General features: G+C 44.8%; 20 protein-coding genes. 10 read left to right on the top strand and 10 right to left on the bottom strand.

The window, feature by feature from the left end:
* Positions 1–62: 62 nt before the first annotated feature.
* Positions 63–791 carry a 30S ribosomal protein S2 gene (rpsB, locus tag FLM48_RS07025; RefSeq protein ID WP_028772245.1) on the bottom strand — a complete coding sequence of 243 codons (729 nt, stop codon included), beginning with the start codon at positions 789–791 and terminating at the stop codon, positions 63–65.
* Positions 792–1,066: 275 nt separating this feature from the next.
* Between rpsB and map the strand changes: the two genes are divergently transcribed.
* Genes map through dapD form a run of 3 tightly spaced genes read left to right on the top strand, consistent with a single transcriptional unit; the run spans position 1,067 to position 5,364 of the window.
* Positions 1,067–1,864 carry a type I methionyl aminopeptidase gene (gene map / locus FLM48_RS07020; RefSeq protein ID WP_028772244.1) on the top strand — a complete coding sequence of 266 codons (798 nt, stop codon included), beginning with the start codon at positions 1,067–1,069 and terminating at the stop codon, positions 1,862–1,864.
* A 54-nt stretch (positions 1,865–1,918) separates the two neighbouring features.
* Positions 1,919–4,492, top strand: a complete 2,574-nt coding sequence (gene glnD, locus FLM48_RS07015) for a bifunctional uridylyltransferase/uridylyl-removing protein GlnD (protein ID WP_179024162.1) — start codon at positions 1,919–1,921, stop codon at positions 4,490–4,492.
* Positions 4,493–4,539: 47 nt separating this feature from the next.
* Positions 4,540–5,364, top strand: a complete 825-nt coding sequence (dapD, locus tag FLM48_RS07010; protein ID WP_028772242.1) for a 2,3,4,5-tetrahydropyridine-2,6-dicarboxylate N-succinyltransferase — start codon at positions 4,540–4,542, stop codon at positions 5,362–5,364.
* Positions 5,365–5,417: 53 nt separating this feature from the next.
* Here dapD and FLM48_RS07005 read toward each other — a convergent pair whose 3' ends face one another.
* On the bottom strand, positions 5,418–7,334 hold the full coding sequence (locus tag FLM48_RS07005; RefSeq protein WP_179024161.1) for an HD domain-containing phosphohydrolase: 1,917 nt from the start codon (positions 7,332–7,334) through the stop codon (positions 5,418–5,420).
* Positions 7,335–7,714: 380 nt separating this feature from the next.
* Between FLM48_RS07005 and FLM48_RS07000 the strand changes: the two genes are divergently transcribed.
* Positions 7,715–8,059, top strand: a complete 345-nt coding sequence (locus tag FLM48_RS07000) for a DUF3718 domain-containing protein (RefSeq protein ID WP_028774501.1) — start codon at positions 7,715–7,717, stop codon at positions 8,057–8,059.
* A 113-nt stretch (positions 8,060–8,172) separates the two neighbouring features.
* Here the strand turns inward: FLM48_RS07000 and purU are convergent, their stop codons facing one another.
* The 3 genes from purU to FLM48_RS06985 all read right to left on the bottom strand — a co-directional run bounded on the left by purU (position 8,173) and on the right by FLM48_RS06985 (position 10,962).
* Positions 8,173–9,006 (bottom strand): formyltetrahydrofolate deformylase, encoded by an 834-nt coding sequence (gene purU / locus FLM48_RS06995; RefSeq protein WP_179024160.1) that lies wholly within the window; start codon positions 9,004–9,006, stop codon positions 8,173–8,175.
* A gap of 70 nt (positions 9,007–9,076) precedes the next feature.
* Positions 9,077–10,546 carry a PTS transporter subunit EIIC gene (locus FLM48_RS06990; protein WP_037471521.1) on the bottom strand — a complete coding sequence of 490 codons (1,470 nt, stop codon included), beginning with the start codon at positions 10,544–10,546 and terminating at the stop codon, positions 9,077–9,079.
* Positions 10,513–10,962, bottom strand: a complete 450-nt coding sequence (locus tag FLM48_RS06985; protein ID WP_179024159.1) for a flavodoxin — start codon at positions 10,960–10,962, stop codon at positions 10,513–10,515. The genes FLM48_RS06990 and FLM48_RS06985 overlap by 34 nt, the downstream gene beginning before the upstream one ends.
* Positions 10,963–11,059: 97 nt before the next feature.
* On the opposite strand from FLM48_RS06985, the gene FLM48_RS06980 reads away from it, so the two are divergent.
* Positions 11,060–11,248: a hypothetical protein gene (locus FLM48_RS06980; RefSeq protein ID WP_179024158.1), complete on the top strand. Its 189-nt coding sequence runs from the start codon at positions 11,060–11,062 to the stop codon at positions 11,246–11,248.
* A 68-nt stretch (positions 11,249–11,316) separates the two neighbouring features.
* Here FLM48_RS06980 and truC read toward each other — a convergent pair whose 3' ends face one another.
* The gene (gene truC / locus FLM48_RS06975; RefSeq protein ID WP_179024157.1) at positions 11,317–12,180 is read right to left on the bottom strand and encodes a tRNA pseudouridine(65) synthase TruC; all 864 of its coding nucleotides are present in this window, start codon (positions 12,178–12,180) and stop codon (positions 11,317–11,319) included.
* Entirely contained in the window at positions 12,167–12,496 is a 330-nt protein-coding gene (locus FLM48_RS06970) for a YqcC family protein (RefSeq protein ID WP_179024156.1), read from the bottom strand. Before FLM48_RS06970 ends, truC begins: the two co-directional genes overlap by 14 nt.
* Before the next feature lie 183 nt (positions 12,497–12,679).
* Here FLM48_RS06970 and FLM48_RS06965 point away from each other — a divergent pair, with 183 nt between their 5' ends.
* On the top strand, positions 12,680–13,693 hold the full coding sequence (locus FLM48_RS06965; RefSeq protein WP_028774506.1) for a DUF3549 family protein: 1,014 nt from the start codon (positions 12,680–12,682) through the stop codon (positions 13,691–13,693).
* Positions 13,690–14,082, top strand: a complete 393-nt coding sequence (locus tag FLM48_RS06960; RefSeq protein ID WP_028774507.1) for a DUF3301 domain-containing protein — start codon at positions 13,690–13,692, stop codon at positions 14,080–14,082. The genes FLM48_RS06965 and FLM48_RS06960 overlap by 4 nt, the downstream gene beginning before the upstream one ends.
* A gap of 1,086 nt (positions 14,083–15,168) precedes the next feature.
* Here FLM48_RS06960 and FLM48_RS06955 read toward each other — a convergent pair.
* Positions 15,169–15,477, bottom strand: a complete 309-nt coding sequence (locus tag FLM48_RS06955) for a DUF962 domain-containing protein (RefSeq protein ID WP_179024155.1) — start codon at positions 15,475–15,477, stop codon at positions 15,169–15,171.
* Positions 15,470–16,120: a GNAT family N-acetyltransferase gene (locus FLM48_RS06950; protein ID WP_051484687.1), complete on the bottom strand. Its 651-nt coding sequence runs from the start codon at positions 16,118–16,120 to the stop codon at positions 15,470–15,472. Before FLM48_RS06950 ends, FLM48_RS06955 begins: the two co-directional genes overlap by 8 nt.
* Before the next feature lie 117 nt (positions 16,121–16,237).
* Between FLM48_RS06950 and FLM48_RS06945 the strand changes: the two genes are divergently transcribed.
* Positions 16,238–16,471: a DUF2789 domain-containing protein gene (locus FLM48_RS06945; protein WP_028774510.1), complete on the top strand. Its 234-nt coding sequence runs from the start codon at positions 16,238–16,240 to the stop codon at positions 16,469–16,471.
* Between the two features lie 15 nt (positions 16,472–16,486).
* Here the strand turns inward: FLM48_RS06945 and FLM48_RS06940 are convergent, their stop codons facing one another.
* Positions 16,487–16,807, bottom strand: a complete 321-nt coding sequence (locus FLM48_RS06940) for a DUF3192 domain-containing protein (protein WP_084632581.1) — start codon at positions 16,805–16,807, stop codon at positions 16,487–16,489.
* A gap of 196 nt (positions 16,808–17,003) precedes the next feature.
* Between FLM48_RS06940 and FLM48_RS06935 the strand changes: the two genes are divergently transcribed.
* On the top strand, positions 17,004–17,330 hold the full coding sequence (locus FLM48_RS06935) for a DNA-binding protein (protein WP_179024154.1): 327 nt from the start codon (positions 17,004–17,006) through the stop codon (positions 17,328–17,330).
* 5 nt (positions 17,331–17,335) lie between these two features.
* Positions 17,336–18,109: a Zn-ribbon-containing protein gene (locus FLM48_RS06930; RefSeq protein ID WP_179024153.1), complete on the top strand. Its 774-nt coding sequence runs from the start codon at positions 17,336–17,338 to the stop codon at positions 18,107–18,109.
* Positions 18,110–18,178: the final 69 nt, after the last annotated feature.

The raw sequence follows: 18,178 nt of genomic DNA, 5'->3' as shown, positions 1-18,178 counted from the left end.
TGGCCCCTGTTCACCAATCATTTCTTTTGGTTAATAAGGGGGATGAGAATCATCGCGCCTTATTATTCAGCTTCTACGAAACCGTCTTGCTCAGCTTGTACTGCTAGATCTTGACCTAGACCAGCTTTTGCCGCAGCAGCAACTGATTCAGTGTACAAACGGATAGAACGCATCGCATCATCATTACCTGGAATGATGTAGTTAATACCGTCTGGTGAAGAGTTAGTATCAACAACAGCTACAACTGGAATACCTAGGTTGTTAGCTTCTTTAATAGCGATATGCTCGTGGTCAGCACCAATAACGAAGATAACGTCAGGAAGACCGCCCATGTTCTTGATTCCGCCTAGAGACTTCTCTAGCTTATCAAGTTCACGAGTACGCATTAGCGCTTCTTTCTTAGTTAGCTTGTCGAAAGTACCGTCTACAGACTGGCTTTCTAGATCTTTTAGACGCTTGATTGATTGACGAACTGTTTTCCAGTTAGTCAACATACCGCCTAACCAGCGGTGATCAACGTAGTACTGATCACAAGAAACAGCAGCTTCTTTGATCGCTTCGCTTGCAGCACGCTTAGTACCTACAAAAAGAACTTTACCTTTTTTAGATGCAACGTTGCTGATGAACGCTAGTGCTTCATTGAACATAGGCACAGTGTGCTCTAGGTTAATGATGTGTACACCGTTACGAGCGCCGAAGATGAATGGCTTCATCTTTGGGTTCCAGTAACGAGTTTGGTGACCGAAGTGAACACCGGCTTGAAGCATGTCGCGCATTGAAACTGTAGTCATTTTATTACCTTATTTAGGGGTTAGACCTCCACGTATCCCATATCTCCGACCAATTAATTGGCACCCCGAAGAACGTGTCGATACGTGTGTGATTTAGTATTTTAAAATAGCCATGTATAATGGCCGCCATATCAACTCTTACGTATACCAATAAAATTGATCAAGTAAGAGTCAAACACAACGGCGCGCTTTATACCATATTGGTAGCCAGAACACAACTTTTTGGCGTAAAATCACCATCTGAAAAATCGCGTAGACAGACAAGAGAACACTGAATGAGTATTGTGATTAAAACCGCTGAAGAGATCGAAAAAATGCGCGCAGCAGGCAAGCTAGCGGCTGACGTATTAGAGATGATTGCCGAGCATGTGAAGCCCGGTGTCACCACCAATAGCCTCAATGACATTTGTGCTAAATATACCCAAGAGCATGGTGCAATTTCGGCCCCGCTAGATTATCACGGTTTTCCTAAATCTATCTGTACCTCGGTCAATGATGTTATTTGTCACGGTATCCCCAATGACACCCCACTCAAAGATGGCGACATTATCAATATTGATATTACCGTGATTAAAGATGGTTACCATGGCGATACTTCAAAAATGTTCTTTGTTGGTGATGTATCTCCTAAGAACAAACGTCTTTGTCGTATCACTCAAGAGAGCTTATACGAAGCCATCAAGAAAGTTCGCCCTGGAATGAAACTGGGTGAAATTGGCACCATCATTGAAAAATACATTAAGAGTAAGAAAACTGGTCTTGAAAAATACACCATCGTAAAAGATTATTGCGGTCACGGTATTGGCTCAACGTTCCATGAAGAACCACAGGTCATGCATTACAAAAATGGTGACAAAACCGTATTACGTCCAGGCATGTGCTTCACCATTGAGCCTATGATTAATGCCGGTCGCCATACTTGTATACTGGATAAAGATGATGGCTGGACGGTTACCACCTCAGATGGTAAGAATTCAGCACAGTGGGAACACACGTTGTTGGTGACTGACACTGGGGTTGAAATTCTCACCTTACGTAGCGAAGAAGATATCGCTCGCAGCATTAATCATTAACTCTCCTCACAAAGGCAACCTCATGGTTGCCTTTGTTGTGCTACAGGACGTCAAATGGAAAACGCCTTATCTGCCAAGCTGTCATTAACCGAACTTAATCAGCAGTTGCTCGAACAATTTAGTAATAAAGACTCGATCACCGAACTCGTTAGCCAACGGTGCCGGTTTGTCGATGAGGTCCTCATTAATCAATGGAAAGACGAAGGGTTAACCGAACTGCCTATTTCATTGATTGCCGTGGGGGGATATGGCCGCGGTGAGCTACATCCACAATCTGATATTGATCTATTGTTTTTGATTGCCCCCGACCTAAGCAAAGCCGATGAAGAGCGCCTCGGCGCATTTATCGCCTTCTTGTGGGATGCAGGCTTAGAGGTCGGCCATAGCGTACGTACTGTCGATGAAACCATCGAGCAGGGCAAAAACGATGTCACTGTTGCCACTAACCTCTTAGAATCTCGCCAGCTTATCGGCGAGCAATCTTTATTTGATGAGTTATATGACCGCATAAGACAAGCTGACTTTTGGCCAGCCAGCGCTTTCTACATTGCCAAACGCGACGAGCAAGTTGCCCGTCATGAGAAAGCGAATGCCTTTGATCTTGAGCCCAATGTCAAATCCTGCCCCGGTGGATTGCGAGATATTCATACCATTGCTTGGGTTGCAATGCGCTATTTTGACGCGGCTTGTGCAGAAGAGTTGGTCGCGCACGGCTTTCTTGAACCCGATGAGCTGCAAGAGCTACTCGAATGCCAAGCCTTTTTATGGCAATTGCGCTTTGCCTTACATTTGATTTCTGGCCGCGATGAAAACCGATTACTGTTTGACATGCAACGCCAAGTGGCAGAATTGCTAGGCTATTCTGACGGGACCGTGTTGGCGGTAGAGAAAATGATGAAACGCTATTACCGCACAGTTAGGCGCGTAATGGAACTGAATCAAATGCTACTGCAACTGTTTAAACGCGCCACGTTAGGCCATACAAAGGCGCTAGAAATCAAGCCGATTAATGACAGCTACCAGCGCCGAGGTATGTACATTGAGAGCTTAAACCCCGAACTGTTTGAGCAACCGACCGAAATTCTCAACCTGTTTTTACAGATTGCCAAAAACTCAAATATCAAAGGTATTTACGCCCCAACATTACGTAGTTTGCGCCGTCAACGCCGCGCATTAAGGACGCCGCTGATGGAGCTCGCACCCTGTCGGCAACTGTTTTTAGAAATTCTGCGTCATCCACGGGGCATAGCCGCGCTTTCGCTAATGCATCAACATGGCATTTTGTCGGCCTATCTGCCGGCTTGGCGACAAATTGAAGGCCAGATGCAGTTTGATCTGTTCCATGCCTATACCGTCGATGAACATACCCATAGGTTAGTGCAAAATATTGACCGCTTCTCGCAGCCTGAACAAAAAGAGGAGTTTCCGCTGGGATCAGTGTTAATCAATCAACTGCCGAAGAAAGGTCTGTTGGTTCTCGCAGCCATATTCCATGATATAGGTAAAGGTCGCGGCGGCGATCACAGCCAGCTTGGCGCCGTGGATGCGTTGGAGTTTTGCGAAAAGCATGGCATGAATAAACACGACGGTCGTTTGGTGAGCTGGTTAGTGAAAAATCATCTGGTAATGTCAGTAACTGCGCAGCGCCGTGACATATCTGATCCCGATGTTGTCGCTGAGTTTGCCGAGAAAGTACGCGATGCAGTGCACCTAAGTTACCTTTACTGTCTAACGGTGGCCGATATATGCGCCACCAATGAAAAAACCTGGAACAACTGGAAAGGCTCACTATTACGAGATCTCTACTTTTCAACCCAGCGAGTATTAGCTCGCGGCAAAGAAAAGCCTGTTGATATCCGCGCTCGCGTACGTGAACATCAAGCAAAAGCTAAGAAAGATCTCCTTAGACGCGGAGTGAAAGAGAAAGAGCTCGATAAATTATGGCAACGTTTCAAAGCTGACTACTTTTTGCGCCACCAGCCCAATCAATTAGCTTGGCACGCTGAAGCCATATTGAAGCACAAAAGCAAAGAAGTGCTGACTCTAATATCAAAACACACGACCCGTGGCGGCACTGAGCTATTTGTATATAGTCCAGATAAGCCTAAGTTATTCGCCACGGTTATGGCGGTATTGGACAATAAAAATATCAATGTACATGATGCAACCATTATGAGTTCGAAGGACAATTATGCCATCGACTCGTTTGTCATTTTAGAACAAGATGGTAGCCCTGTTGCCCAGCCATCAAGGATTCAGGGCATTAAAAAAGCCATCAATAAGGCGCTTTTAGGTGACACTGCCAAGCTACCTAAGTTCAGAAAACTGTCGCGTCGCATGAAGCCTTTTAACGTTCGCACTCAGATCACATTTATTCCATCGCCTAAACCTGGCACCAGTATGATGGAATTAATCGCCTTGGATACCCCTGGCCTACTAGCAAAAGTCGGCGATATTTTATATCGTTGTCGGGTCAAATTGTTGGCAGCGAAGATCACGACCATTGGGGAACGCGCCGAAGACTTCTTTATCCTGCAAACGGCCGAGGGTCAGCAGCTAGATGAGCAGACACAACAGCAATTGACTGAAGCGCTTGTAGAAGCGCTACAAAAGCCAGCAGCACAATAGAAAATATTCATTTTATCGATTTTATATAGCAAATTTGGGAGACATTAATGGAGGCTTTACGCCAACGTATAGAAGCAGCTTTTGAAGCTCGCGCTGAAATTACACCGAACTCAGTAGATCCAAGTGTTCGTGCTGATGTTGAAAAAGCTATCGCGATGCTAGACAAAGGCGAAGCGCGTGTTGCTGAAAAAATTGATGGCCAGTGGCATGTACACCAATGGCTAAAAAAGGCTGTGCTACTTTCTTTCCGCATTTTCGATAACGGTGTTATTGACGGTGCAGAAACCAAGTACTTTGATAAAGTCCCAATGAAATTTGCCGACTATGACGAAGCTCGCTTCAAAGAAGAAGCGATTCGCGTCGTACCACCTGCGGCAGTGAGAAAAGGCTCATACATCGGCAAAAATACCGTACTGATGCCATCGTACGTTAACTTAGGTGCCTACGTTGATGAAGGCTCTATGGTTGATACATGGGCAACGGTGGGTTCATGTGCACAAATTGGTAAAAACGTTCACCTATCTGGTGGTGTCGGTATTGGTGGTGTTTTAGAGCCACTGCAAGCTGGCCCAACTATCATTGAAGATAACTGCTTCATTGGCGCGCGCTCTGAAATTGTAGAGGGTGTAATTGTTGAAGAAGGCAGTGTTATCTCAATGGGCGTTTACATTGGTCAAAGCACCCGTATTTTTGACCGTGAAACCGGCGAAGTACATTACGGCCGTGTTCCAGCAGGCTCAGTAGTAGTATCTGGTAACCTACCATCAAAGTGTGGCACTTACAGCCTTTATGCGGCAATCATCGTTAAGAAAGTCGATGAAAAAACCCGCGGTAAAGTGGGCATAAACGAGTTACTACGTATCGTAGACTAATTCGCAACAGTAAGCTTTTAGCTAAAAAGCCAAGCAGTGATGTTTGGCTTTTTTTAATGGGGCATGGCTAAATCATCAAATTGCACATGGGCATTAGCGAGTATTTTCCATGTAATGCAGCCCATAACCTCATCCCCCTCTATCACCAACAGATAATCGCTGTCGTGCTTATCGAGCAAATCTACCGCATCTTTGACTATCACCGATGGCGCGATTGTTGGAAACTCGTGATGCATAACCTGATGTACACGGCGGTTTTCAATATTACGATCAATGGTTCTTTCTGCAGCCGTATCAAGCAGTGGACTATGCCATAGATCAAGTAAATGCAGATCCACAACACCCACAATACTGCGCCGTGTTTCGCTCAATACCGCTGCCACTTTCACCCCTGCAGCAGTCATCAACTCTCGCGCTTCAAATAAGCTATGGTCCAACTCCACCGTGGTTACCGGTGCTAATGACAGATGTGCTACTCGAGTAATATTGTCGACCTGATGGGACGACAGCAGCTCAATACATACCTCGACAATATGACTATCAAACAAGGTCCCCTTGCCGCTATTAAGGATCTCCACCAGTTTTGACATCCCTAATGATGCCCTGTAAGGGCGATGGCTCAACACCGAATCAGCCACATCAGCCACACCGATGATTTTCGCTTCGAGCAATATCTCATCATCAGTCAAGCCTGCAGGGTAGCCTGAGCCATCAAGCCTTTCATGGTGCTGTAATATCATTTCTTTAATTGGCCAAGGAAACTCCACCTCACTAACGACATCGGCACCTTGCTGTGGATGCATTTTCACTAAGGCATACTCCTCTGCAGTAAGGCGTGCAGGCTTAGTGAGAATTTGCGACGGGATAGCAAGCTTACCGATATCATGGATCAGAGCTCCCAATTTTAGCCCTTCAAGCCTGTCAGTATCCAAACCTAGTCGCTCGCCAATTAAATAGGCGATTTGCGCCACCGATTTTTGATGCCCAGCGGTATAGGCATCTTTGAGCTCAACGGCATCGGATACGGCGCCAATCAGCTGCACTAACGTATGTGACAGTTTCTCTCTTTGTGAGCGAATAACCTCTGATTGCTTGGTCAACACTCGCATAGATTTAGGCAACTCAACACAGTGCCACATTATTGAGGCAAATATGGTCAAAGACTTTGCATCAACCGCAGTATAAGGTTTGACACGATTGCCTACACCTATGACACCGACAATATGGTTACGATAGCGAATCGGCACACTCATATGGCTGTTCAGTTGGAAGTGACCGTCAGGCAAACCTTTTTTATGATGCTCCGTTGCATAATCATTGTGAATAACGGCCTCTTGGGTGCGAATACTGTCGGCCCATATTCCAGCTTCATCCAACGGCGCATGGGTCATCTGCGGAATATCACACATTTTGAGTGCTGAGTCAGACCAAGCCGTTAAGGTCATCTCATCGCTTCTTTCATCATATAGATGTAAATAGCCAACCTTGCTATCAGTTAACACTAACGCTTGATTCACAGCCACTTTAAACACGTCACTGGGCGAAGATGTGATCACCGCTTCAATCTGCTGCAGCCATTCATCACTTGACTGTATGGCATGTTCATAGTCAGGATGTAAATCCATCAACCAGCGGTCATCAAGCGCCAATTCCGATACATTAAGGCACCACAACCCGCTTTTTGATTCGTAAGGAGTAAACACCCCCTGCACTCCTACGCCACGATCATTCACCCAATGATAGGTTTGCGCGCCGCTTTTCGGCAGTGTGATATCAATTTCAGCAATATTAGAATAACTTTGCTGCAGCTTATGATTGAGGATTTGTGAAATGGGCTTTCTAACCGATTGATAGAACGCTTCACTGAGACGCTTAACAACAAGTTGCTCATCAACCACAGCCCAAGCAATTGCCATCGAATGGGGTATTTCATTTGAAGTTAAAAACTGGCTAAATTTCTGTCTCAGCACCACAACGTCCCGTGTCTTTTTCTGCGCCTACTTTAAAAATAAGTCGGAAATAGTCACAACGCAAAATTTCAGCGTAATTAACACGATCTATATCAGGTTTTATTTTGGCAAATTGTGATTGGCGATGGCACCGGATTGTTCGAAAACCGCTTATCGGCATCATAGATGCACATTTACTCCTGCAAATTAGCCTTACGGAGATCATCAAATCACGTTGAATCTCATAAAGTGAGCGATTGATAAACACTCTGAAACACTCATACATCATCTAAGTCATTCAACTTATCTTGAAACAGTTGCGCACAAACTGCTTACAGCTTTTCGACAAATTAGGGTTTAGATTTAATCCGGACCTTGGATAAACCCGCTAGGAGCACCACATGAAAAAGTTACTTACCATCGCCTTGTTAGCAGCTGCACCACTATCTCTATCTGCCAATGCAGCAATGTCACCTCAGCTAGAAAGCACGCTGGTTGCTGTTTGTAAGGCTGGCGCAAGCAACAAAATCTATAAGTTCAATGACACAATGAAAGAGTACCGTATCAATAAGAACCGTATCTTCCCTCGACTCGTTTGTAATGGTCAAAGCTACCATCAATTCGCGCTAGACAATGGCGCTGACAAAACCGCTAAACGCATTGCTCGCTATGTAAAAGGTAGTGTCACCATTAAAGATATTGCGATGACCTATGGCGAAGACCAAATCATGGCGGTAAATTACTAACACCGTCTTGTTAACCAACAGTACGTACATTATGAAGACAAAAAAGGCACTCTACGGTGCCTTTTATGATCTTATTATATTGACTCTATGCTTTGCTATCTGGGCATCAAAACTCAAAACACCACGGTTTTGTTGCCATACACGATAACATCTTCTTGCATCACCAGTTGCACGGCTTTACTAAGCACGCTTTTTTCTACATCACGGCCACAACGTGCAAGCGCTTCAGCGCTATAACTATGATCAACAGGAATCACATCTTGCTTGATAATAGGGCCTTCATCGAGACAGTTATCAACAAAATGCGCGGTGGCACCGATGATCTTAACCCCTCGCTCCCAAGCTTGACGATAAGGTTGAGCCCCCACAAAAGCGGGCAAAAATGAATGGTGAATATTTATGATCTGATTTGGGTATTGCTCAACAAATTCAGGGGTAAGTACCCGCATATATTTCGCCAAAATAATGTACTGGGGTTGATAGTCCGCAATTAATGCCAGCATTTTTTGCTCGTGCTGGTGACGGGTCAAATCATTGTGATCAACATAATGGAAGGGAATATCAAACTTATCTGCTAACGGTGCGAGCACATCATAGTTGCCGATGATCGCAGCAATCTCGATATCAAGGCCACCATAATAGGATTTCATTAACAGATCACCTAAACAGTGAGCTTCTTTGGTTACCATGATTACCACACGCTTTTTACCATGTTCAACCAGTCGGCGATGGCTCTGCGCCGGCAAAACACTGTCAATCTGTTGTAAAAATAACTGCTCATCAAATTGGCCTTCCAGCTCAGTACGCATGAAAAATCGCCCTTGAGCATTATCAACAAACTCACTGTTTTTTATAATGTTTAAGCCATGGGCAAAACATATTCCGGTTATCTTAGTGATTAAACCCGGCGCATCAGCACAATCTGTGATTAATACTTTCCGTTCCATTAACACTTCACCTCACTTTTCGCTATTGTGCTTTTTAAAAATTGACATTGCAGCATTGCTATTAGCTTTGCTAGTTATGCCTATCAATATATTTGTTAAGCAAACGCCTAATACTTTCAGCTTTAGTACCATAAACCACTTGTACGCCGTTACCCAAAATCACCACACCTTTAGCGCCCAATTGACTCAGTTGGCTCTTATTGACCAGATCCGCCGATTTTACGCTAATACGTAAACGAGTCAGGCAAGCGGAGATATCGACAATATTCGCCTTGCCGCCCAATGCGTTGATAATCGCAATCAGTCCTTTAGAACCCGAAGTCTCACCGATTATTCGCCCTGGGGTTTTTAGATTAAACAGCAAAATTGAACCGCGAAACAACAAATAGTAAATGACCGCGGTCAATGGCCCTAAAATAATAAACCACTCAGTGTTGCGTGACTGTGCAAACAGCAAACTAAAATCGACCAAACCATGGGAAAATACAATACTGTGATGGATATCTAAACTGATAGACACGGCGTAAGCAAACCCGGTTAACAACGCATGCAATAAGAACAACAACGGCGCGACAAACATAAATGCAAACTCAATCGGCTCGGTCACGCCAGTTAACCAAGATGCCGTTGCCGCAGAAATCATAATCCCGGCGACTCTATTGCGCTCGGATTTATCGGCGCAGCGCCAAATCGCCAAGGCTGCAGCAGGTAACCCCCACATTTTGATCAAATAGCCACCCGCAAGATGCCCAGATTGGGGATCACCAGCTAAGTAACGAGCCACTTCCCCCCTTATCACCTCACCGCCCTGCATAAACTGGCCTAACTCTAAATAAAACGGCGCATTCCAAATATGATGTAAACCTAAAGGAATTAATAATCGCTCAACGGTGCCATAAAGCGCAAAAGCGTACATCGGGTCTTGATAAACGGCCCAATCAGAAAACAGCTCAATTTTGCTGGACAACAAAGGCCACATCATTAAAAACAGATAGGCAATGAACATGGCCAAAGGCAATAATAGCAATGGCGCGCTACGTCGGCCTTCAAAGAAAGAGAAAATACTGGGTAAGCGCAGCCGTTCACTGAGCCTCACGGCGATGCAAGTAACGGCGCCAATTGCAATGCCACCTGCAATTCCTGTATCAATGGTTTGTGCTCCCCACAGCGATATCGTATCCAGTTGCCGCATGCCAGCTAGCGCCGATAAACTCGAAAAAAAGACGCCGTAACCAAATACGGCACTGAATGCGGCAATGCCTTGGTCTTTGCAAAATCCTATTGCTATGGCCACTGCAAACAGCATTGGCATCATGGTAAAAATCAGATTGCCCACGGTTAACATTAACAATGTTAGATCCGCAGAAATAAAGGGAATGGGGTTAATGGCGAGGCCAATCATCACCCCGGCTGCGGGCAAAATGGCAATAGGGATGAGCAGCGCTTGACTTAAACGCTGCGCAAATTTAAACCAGTGTTGGTTAAGGCGACTAAATACAGAGCCTCTTAGGCCTGTTGTTGGCTCAAGTTTAACAACCAAGCTTTTGCCTCGACTTCCGGTTCCATGGTTTCGCACGCATCAATTTTTAGCAACTCAGCAGCCGGTTTAGCGCCAAGTTCGCTGAGCAATTCATCAAATTGAACTCCGGCATGGCAGAAGGTTTCATAGCTAGAATCACCCAAGCCTATTACGGCGTATTGTAATTGCGGCAGATAAGGAGCCTGATCTTTAAGTTGGGCGAACCAAGGCGCGATATCTTCTGGGATATCCCCCTGTCCTGTCGTCGAACAAATCACAACCAGTAAGCTATCTTGTTCCGGGATATAGTTATCCAGTTGCTCAGGGGTTAGCAATTGAGTTTGCCACCCTTCTGCTTGCAGTGTTTGCTCGGCTTCTTCAGCAACAAATTGAGCATTACCGTATACAGTTCCAAATACTAGATTCACTTTTCGCATGTTTTACTTAGCCCTCAGCGCATTATTTACCTATAATCCAAACATACTTTATTGAAGGCCTTATAGCTACAGTGGCATAAAGTTCAAGGATTTGCTGATGCGACACTCCAGTAGACAAAAACACCTTAAGCATGTTCATAAATCTGCCCACACACGTCGTATGTGTTACTTCAGAACAGTACAATGTTTAACCGATCCCGCTGAAGCTAGTGTTGACCATGGCGCTGAAAATCAATCTGAGACGATTGAAGCTGAGCAAACCAAACCCTTTAAAGCTCAGCCATAATCTATGCTGCAATGCTAAAGGGCTAAATTTACCCGCTAGGTTTACAAGCTTGATTAAATAAGCTGAGGTTAGCTAATTAACATGCTTGGCTGATTGTCTAAATCTTCCGCCTGCCAACCTAACTGCTCAAACAATTCAAGCCATTGTGATTCAAGCTCAGTTTCAATAGATACTCGCTCCCCTGTCCTTGGGTGGTCAAAACTCAACTTCTTGGCGATAAGCCATAGCCTATTGATATTAAAATGCTCTCTAAAAAATCGGTTTTGCTTACCGTCACCATGGGTGGTATCACCGATAATAGGATGCCTTAAGTGGGCCATATGGCGACGTAACTGATGTTTACGCCCTGTATGCGGTGTTAAGTGAATCAGGCAATAGCGGCTCGTGCTATAACGTCCAGATGGATAAGGAATTTCACAATTGAGCAGTGGCTTATAACTGGTTTGCGCATCTTGCGCCGCTTTATCTGTATCGGCATGCTTGTCGCCCAAATCATCAAGCTCTTGTTTCAAGGCATAATCTAATAATCCGGCTTCATGCATATTGCCGCGCACTAACGCTATGTAATGTTTTTCGATAGTTTTATTGGCAAACTGCTCACAGAGGATATTGGCCATCTCGCTGCTTTTAGCAAACAATAATATGCCCGATGTGGGCCGATCAAGTCGATGTACCGGAAACACGTGACAGCCTATCTTATCGCGCGTCAATTGCATCGCAAAAAAGCGCTCTCGCCGTGCTAAATAGCTGCGATGAACTAATAATCCCGCTGGCTTATGAATAGCAACCACATCTTCATCTTCGTATAACACTTCAATCTCTGGCGCTTGCTCTTCACAAGTCGCATCATCGGGTGCTAATTCATCACTTTCATTTGGTACTAACAGCTCATCACTCACGACTTCATCGCCTATACAATTATCTGGGTTCATCGAGTAACTTCTCTAACGCAATCAGCTCATCAATTAGCGCTTGTGCCGCAGTTTGATTATCAAAACGCATCTGCGCCATTGGGCTGATAGCAAACTGAGTCGGCAAGGCTTGTTGATTAGCAACTAAATCCGACATTTTTGGCAAAAACACAAACTGCAACCAATGCTCGAACGGCATCGACTCGTAGCAAAAGGGGCTGGGATCGGCTAGTGCTTCATCAGACGGGGCTGTCTCAGTCCATAATTCAAGATGTTGTAAATGCGTTTTTATCCGTGCCAATGCCTGCGCAGTCTGCAGGTATATTGCCTCATTCATAGGGTATGACTTTTCATTACTCAGTGCTTAAGCCATTAGTTTATCACTTGAACCATAAACTTGGACCAAATAATCACGATAAGTCTGCAGCGAACACGCTTTTATTAGATTGCACTCAACATTCAAAGCACAGCGATGCTATACTGCCGCGATTAAGATTTAGAGACAAATTACGGCGACATAATGACAGAGATTAATACCCTCACCCAATTCCTATCAACGGCCAATACCCAGTTCCAAGTTTATGATCTAGGTCGACGTGTTCAGCACATTGATATGGTCGCTTTTCAACAGATTGAAAACTTGGCTACACCCTATCCCTACCCACTGCAAGGGCACGCGCAATTTGCCGTGGTATTCTGGGATAAAAGCATGCAGCACTATATCTGGTTTTTGAAGCTACCTTTGTGCGAACAAGGCAAGTTGATGGCCGCCCCGCGTACTCAGTTTATTAAGATGGTGGTCGAGGCTCTGGGCCGAAATCCCGCTCAAGTGCTCACTGAGCAAGAACAGGAAAAACTGGCAAATCACCCCTTTGCATTTAAACCGTCAGCAGAAAAACTCGCGGTCTTTAATGCCTTAGTGCGCAAACAACTTGGGTTACCTGCAAGTCCACAATATGAGTTCGCTTATCAATACTTAAGCCAACAACATGACGCTGACAAATGGCAGCAAGTAGGCTATCAAGGTTTGGCCGATATCTGCGTCAATGCGAGTAATCTAGACCACCTGCAGCACTTAAAAGCTGGATTCGATTTTGCTGCTCCTGAAGTGAAAATCGCCTTGTGCCAGCAACTAGAGCATCTGTATATCGACGAATCTCTCGCTGATATCATCTACCAAACAGGTTTAAAGGCTACGACTGAAGAAAAGGTCTACTACCTACGAGCACTGGCCTCTCGCCCACAATTAGCCATTGCGTTTATTGGCCAATTAGCCGAGCAACAACAGTTGAGCGATGAAGTGTTAATTGCAATTGCCGGACGTAACTGGAACACCCTAAAAGATGATCCAACCCGCAGTCTGTATTTAGAAGCACTTGCCAAACAGCCCCAAGGCTTCTTTAACCAAGTATTTGCTGATATTGTGGCTATTCCTAGTTTGCGAACTGAGATGTTAAAGGCACTACGCGATCCCAATCGTAGCCCGCAACTATCTGCTGCCATAGGTGGCTTGTTTAAGGTAACCAAAGCATGATGACAGATTTTTTGATGATTGCCGCTTTAGTGGTGATCGCTGCATTTTTTTGGCAATTGAGACAAATGGCTGAGCTCAGTCGTATGTTTGCTGGTTCAGAATGTAAAAAACAACGTGTGCAACTGTTATCCATCGCCATGGAGTCAGCACGCCCAAGTGTTGGTGGTAGTAGTGGCTTAACTTGGAATGCTAAGTTTCTCATGGAGTTTAGTACTGATGGCATCAACCAATATAAAGCCCATATTTGGATGCATGGTAAACGTGTAAAGAAAGTCGAATGGCCAATATTTCCCGAACCAGAATGGATGGATGCACCAGTTTCAAAAGGCTCAGTCGGCGGGTGTGGTGGCGGAGCTAAACGCAGTTGTAACTCTGGGCGTTGCCGCTAGAAAAGGAAAAACGCGGCTTCAAGAGAAGCCGCGCCTTCGATTTTTTTGTTAAGCATTCCCGCTATTTTATATGCTCCCTGCACCATCCATGCGTTCAAATTGGCATCCAGCCTCATCCATGCATATCCCTATCATTCCATGTACAACTAAGTACTAAGTTCCTTTATCCTAACAAATCCTATGTTAAGAGCACTTATCCGTAAGTGTGTTCCTTATTCGTCCTTGTTGATTCCGTTCAATACTTCCGTTGTAATACCGCCTTCCAGACAGCAAACCTTCCATCCTGGATTGTTTGGCTTTCCTTAGCAGTTCCCACGTTTCAATCCTAAAACGTGTCATCCTTGATAATATCCCTTTAATCACTAACTTCCTGTCAGTGATACGAACATCCTGTTCGACTTCCTTGAATATCGTCCGTCCTTGAACAGTTATAAGTATATGGCGTTCAGCAACGAATATCTCACCCCACAATTAAATAACATAAAAAAAACACCGAGCGTACAGACAGGTAACCACGCAAGCTATTGTTTTTTATCACTTCTAACTGGTAGGCATGACATTAACACACTTAAAATCTCTCAATTGTCCTACAGCCTTGTAAGAGATCTCTCACACGGGTTATGGCATGTTGAGATATACACTATCGAGGTATATTGCATACCATCAATCTTATACTGATTTTCGCTAGCAAACTGACAATAATCACAACGATAAATGTAAGCGCTTACCTCAAAACTCTTTATTCCATGGGGGCTAGCGGCCACTTCTATCGTAATCATTAATGCAATGGATAACAGAGCAAAGCAATACCAATGGCATGGCGTGTTACTAGGATGACGACTAAATATAACCCTTGTTACTCTGATTAATCATTGTGATGACTTAGCGTTCTAAAACACAAAAAATTAACAAACTAATCATGTTAGCTTTAAACCAAACTATTGATTAAAAGTATCTTATTAAGTGAACCGTTGAAAACACAGACAACACAATCGCCTAAAAATCGCGCAACGAGCAAATAACTTACATTCCGACCATTGAAGTGAGCAAAATTTAAATAGCATAGCTAGACCACATTCAACCGACTTAACCTTGGTTGAATAGGCGTTTAATCTTATTGATATACATAACCCAATCACCCAATAGGCTATACCCAGGATAGGTAAAGGTGGCTGGACGGTTTTTCTCAAAAACAAAGTGGCCTACCCAAGCACATCCGTATCCTGCAACCGGCATCAGTAAAAGCAGCCAAAAATTACCGCTGCTAATAAAGCCGATAAGTAACAATAACACTAAGCTTGACCCCAGATAATGTAGTGCGCGGCAACGTTTATCTTGGTGCTGACTTAGGTAAAATGGATAAAACTGCTTAAAGCTTTGATAGCGTTTAGTCATTGCTATGACCTCGATAGAAGAGCAAATCCCCCTCTACATTACCAATGGTCAGTCGCTCTAACTGGGCAAAGTCATGGCGACTAAAGAGCTTTGCGTGATTGTCATTGGCCGCAAACACCCCAATTCCAGCCAATTCGGGCTGCTCTTCACTCCAGCTGATCACCGCTTGCACTAAGCGATTGCCGTAGCCCTTACCTTGCTCAATGGGGTTAATAGCAATGAACTGCAGCACACCACTGTGGGCACTAGGCAGGTGCTCCAAAATAGAGCGCTCCTTATTCATTAATGCTTGGGTGGTTTGCCAACCGGCGCTGACTAACATTTTCAAACGCCAGTTCCATAGCCTAGCCTCACCTAATGGCAGTTGTTCAGTGGCTATGCACGCCACACCAATTAGGCGCTCACCATCAAATAAGCCTATTAACACTTGTTCTTGCTGCCACAAACTATTGAGCTCTTCTCGAATAGCACCACGGAGTTTCTTCTCATATTGCACCTGATCGCCCGAGTGCATAACATCGACAAAAAGCGGATCATCATGATAGGCATTATAAAGAATAGAAGCGGCCACTCTTAAGTCTTCAGCAGTAAGGTAAACCGCTCTTAACGCTTCAGTTTTATCAATTGGGGCAGTGGTAGTCATCGCAGTGATTCCGTGATCTAGATCAATACTGATAACCTAACAAGAATAAAAAAAAGTGCAAATAATAATCAAGGCGCTATCTTTAGGGAATCAAAATAGTGACTACGAGCTGGTAATATGGATACAAACACCCCAGATTTAGCGTTGCTTTTTAAACAGTTAGGTTTAGAGTCAGACCAAGAGTCCATTGATAACTTTCTGGTCACCCATTCATTGGCAGACACAGTTAGTTTAGCTGAGGCACCTTTTTGGAATAGTGCGCAACAGGCATTTATACGCGAGGCAATAGCAGAAGATGCCCAATGGTCTGAAGTGATTGACCAATTGGACACCTTATTGAGAAGACGTTAGCTTACGATAATAGTGCTAGATGCTGGCATAAGCACGGTCACCCCAGCCAACGACACCGTTTTCAGAAATGACAATCGGCGTACACTCATCTTTAGTGGTTTTACCATCACCATTAGTGCGTTGAGTGCGATAGAACAACACATGCACTTCCTTGTCTTTATCAAGGTACGCTTCATTAAAGTCCGCATCGCCCATCAACGACAACACTTCTTGTTTGCTCATCCCTAAGGTTAAGCGGGTTAAATTTGTGCGGTTTTGTTGTTGTTTATGCTGCCAAGAATCATAGCTACTCCATTCGCTTTCACCGTCACCGACATTCAACACACAACCTGACATACCCACACTTACAGCGCCCAATAAGACCAAACCCAATAATTTTGTTTTCACTTTGACATCCTGTTTATCTATTATACTTAACTAGCGATAAAGCAAGGCTTATGCCAAAACCATAACCAACTGTTTTATAACAACATGTTAATTTTTGAACACCACAGTGTTTGTGATATTTACTAAGTTTTAAGGAATTCGACACATGACTTCAGCCATTGACCAAGTATTGGCAGCCGCACAGTCAATCAGTCAAAGCGGACGAACGCCAACCCTTGCCTTGATAAAAACCAAGCTGGGGACGAGTGTCGCCATGCCTACGCTTATCCAAGGGCTACAGCAGTACAAATCCATGTCTGCTGCTGATCAACAGGCTATTGCACCGTTGAGCGCCGCTCCGGCTGTCGTAGCCGAGCCTAAAGTGGACGATATCGACAGCCTTTTACAAGCCTACAAGCAACTTAATGATAAATATCTCGCGCTAGCCGAGCGTGTCAGTGAGCTTGAGTCTCAAGCTAAGCAACAAGGTTAATTACCATGCACGTCATCGAACTGCGATTTGAATGTTTTGACAACACCACGATTACCGCCGCAGAGCAGGCGATTAATGGCTTACTCGAAGCCTACCGCGCCAACGGCCAAGTGCTTGGGCGCGAATTTGCTGTGGCTTTTAACGAAGGGGAATTTCGGGTCCGCCTACTTACACCAGAGAAAAGTAGTTTGGCTAAACGGCACAACAGTCCATGGGTCAACGTTGCCTTACAAGATTTAACTGCGGCAAAAATATTAGCCCCGCGGGAAAAATATATTGGCCAAGATATTAACTCTGAAGTCAGTAGCACCGACACGCCAAGTTGGCAGGTTTTGTATACCAGTTATGTACATATGTGTTCGCCAGTCCGCAATGGCGATACCCTGCAGCCCATTCCTCTATACCAATTGCCTGCCACCTTTAATGGCGATCATAAGCGCATCATCAAATGGCAAACTGAATGGCAAGCGTGCGACGAACTGCAGATGGCAGCGGCCACCAAAGCGGAATTTGCAGCCCTGGAAGAGTTAACCTCTGAAAAAAGCGATCTGTTTCGCCGCGGCTGGGATCTGCGCGGCAGAATAGAATACCTCACCGGCATTCCAACCTATTACTATCTCTATCGTGTTGGTGGTGAGAGCTTAGCAACGGAGCAACAGCGAGCCTGCCCACGCTGCGGCTCAAAAGACTGGTTGCAGCCGCAACCTTTACTCGATTTGTTTCACTTTCGCTGCGACAACTGCCGCATTGTCTCTAACATTTCCTGGGATCACCTATAATTCATCACCCAGTGTGGCTGACTGTTATTCAAGTACGGGCTATCAGCACCTGTATAACAGTCTTTTGCT

Origin of the sequence: Shewanella sp. Scap07, assembly GCF_013394145.1 — a bacterium.
GTDB lineage: Bacteria > Pseudomonadota > Gammaproteobacteria > Enterobacterales > Shewanellaceae > Shewanella > Shewanella waksmanii.
This window is presented reverse-complemented; position numbering and strand designations above follow the sequence as displayed.